1 protein-coding gene is annotated in these 2134 nt (G+C 31.7%); it reads left to right on the forward strand.

Going from position 1 to position 2134, the window contains the following annotated elements; genetic code table 11:
• Positions 1-492 precede the first annotated feature (492 nt).
• On the forward strand, positions 493-1992 hold the full coding sequence (locus tag U9P79_08420) for a DDE-type integrase/transposase/recombinase (GenBank protein ID MEA2104647.1): 1500 nt from the start codon (positions 493-495) through the stop codon (positions 1990-1992).
• Positions 1993-2134: the final 142 nt, after the last annotated feature.

Consider the following 2134-nt stretch of genomic DNA (forward strand, 5'->3'; position numbering starts at 1 on the left):
GTGAAGGTGTTTGGGACGAAGTTGCAAATTTTGCTACACCTTTTGCTGGAGCTTCAGTAGATATTGATTACCCAAATATTGTTGTTGGTGGAGCGCCTGATACAGGCAATCAAAAGGCTTATCATTAATGTTTCCGAGCAATCTAACTTACTGAAAAAGAGACTGTTCAAATTAATTCCTTGCAACAGAACAAACTAATTTATAGAATTGGTAATTAGTGCACATTGTGTAAAAAATACCTTCTTTTCTCAAATTGACATATTTTTTTTTGCAATTTTGGCAAAAACATTCTCAATGTCTAATTTTCAGAATTATGCTCTATACAGCAATATATGAGAGCCAAAAAAGCCACTCAAAGTTCATCTAATTGCTTGCAAAATAATATAGTTGACAACAATTTGTAGATGACAAAAATAAATCAAAAATGAAAATATAAAAGATTCAAAAAACAAACTCGCCGATGTGCCTCAAACACAAGGAGATAGCCTTGTTGTGGAGAAAAAAGATGGTATGCTATCCGTCTCAATCAATAATCCGATTAAATTTTCAGTAAAAGATACCAAAAATAACCAAAAGATGCTGCTTGTCCTTCTTAGGCTGTTTAAAAAGGAAAATGGCAAAGAATTAGTTACATTTAAGAAGATATCAGCATTATTCGGATTAAAATCAAGACAGGATTCTAACAATTTTTATAGAGAATTTCAGCAACATGATGGTGATTTCAAAGATTACCTCGAAAGAAAAAAAGATTTTCGTGATGCTCTCCCGTTGATTGAAAAGCAAATACTACAAAATCCTTTGCTTAAAATAAATGAACATTACAAAGATTTTATAGAAACTCACCCTAAATTCAAAATGTCTTACACTTGTTTTCGAGATTATTTTTCGCAAATAGACGCCTTAAAATTGAAAAATAAATATGATCAACTTACCACTGAAGATAAGATTAAACCAGACACAGAAAGGTTTCTAAAAGAAATATTAGAAGACGAAACAACAGGGAAAAGCAGTCGAAAGAAGATTTTGAAAACATTTCCAAAGTTAGAACAAAAAGAAAAAGATATTAAAGTGGAACGAAGATTTCAAGAGGATATGAATACTTTTGGAATTTATTTACTTGTGATGATTTTAACTGCTTTTGGTTTAAATTATCAAATTCTATCAATTATGCTTGGTGTTAGTAAATCAACTATTCATAACAAATTTCACACTCTATCATTTGTAGGAAGGGCAATCTTATCCTCAATAAATAGCTGGAGTGGCGAAATTGCTACCGATGAAAAATGGGTAAAAATAAATGGTAAGTGGCATTACGTTATTTCTATAGTAGATAATAAAACAGGATTTCCTTTATATTTTCAATTAGTCTCAGATTTGAAAAAACCAACTTGGGAGCTCTTTTTTAACAGATTTTACAAGCTTTATGGAAAACCCCGACTGATTATATCGGACGGAAGTAGTGCTATTGCTGGAGCAATAAAATCAGTTTTTCCCGGAGTAAATCATCAACTGTGTAAATTTCATAAACTAAAGAATTTGATGAAAAAGATATACTCCTGCCGGTGCAGTTATAAAAAACAACAGCAAATGATTGCGTTAGCAAAAGGAATTTTTGATAACATGACCTATTTTGGTAGGAAAAGAGCTGCTCAGAAATTAATGGAAATTTCTCCCGAAGAAGTTTCAAAATATGTAGAAAAAAGTATTTTGGGAAAATGGAACCAACTAACCAAAAGGCTCACTTCAAATTCAGCAGAACGATGGAATCGTAAGATTGAAAAAGTTATTTTGGGAAGATACGGACTGAAATCAGAACAATATGTTATTCAGCTAATGAATTCATTGTGGTTAAAAGAGGCTGTTTTGGACAAAAGACATTTTGCAGAATGCTTTTTAGATAACATCAAATTGGGACAATTATGTCAAGATAACCTAAAAATGTGCAATGTTGTCGATTCTATTAAACATAAACTACTGGAAAAGGTAGCATGATGGTTGAACAGTCTCAATTCTTGTCTTCTAGAATTAAATAATATACGATTGACAGAATCTGTTTGTAGGTATCAGGAAAGCACTTTTTTAAATCGTCCGTTAACCCTAATTGAGTCCCTAACTGATCGAAAAGAAAAGTAGC

It is taken from the genome of Candidatus Cloacimonadota bacterium, from assembly GCA_034661015.1.
GTDB lineage: Bacteria > Cloacimonadota > Cloacimonadia > JGIOTU-2 > JGIOTU-2 > JAYEKN01.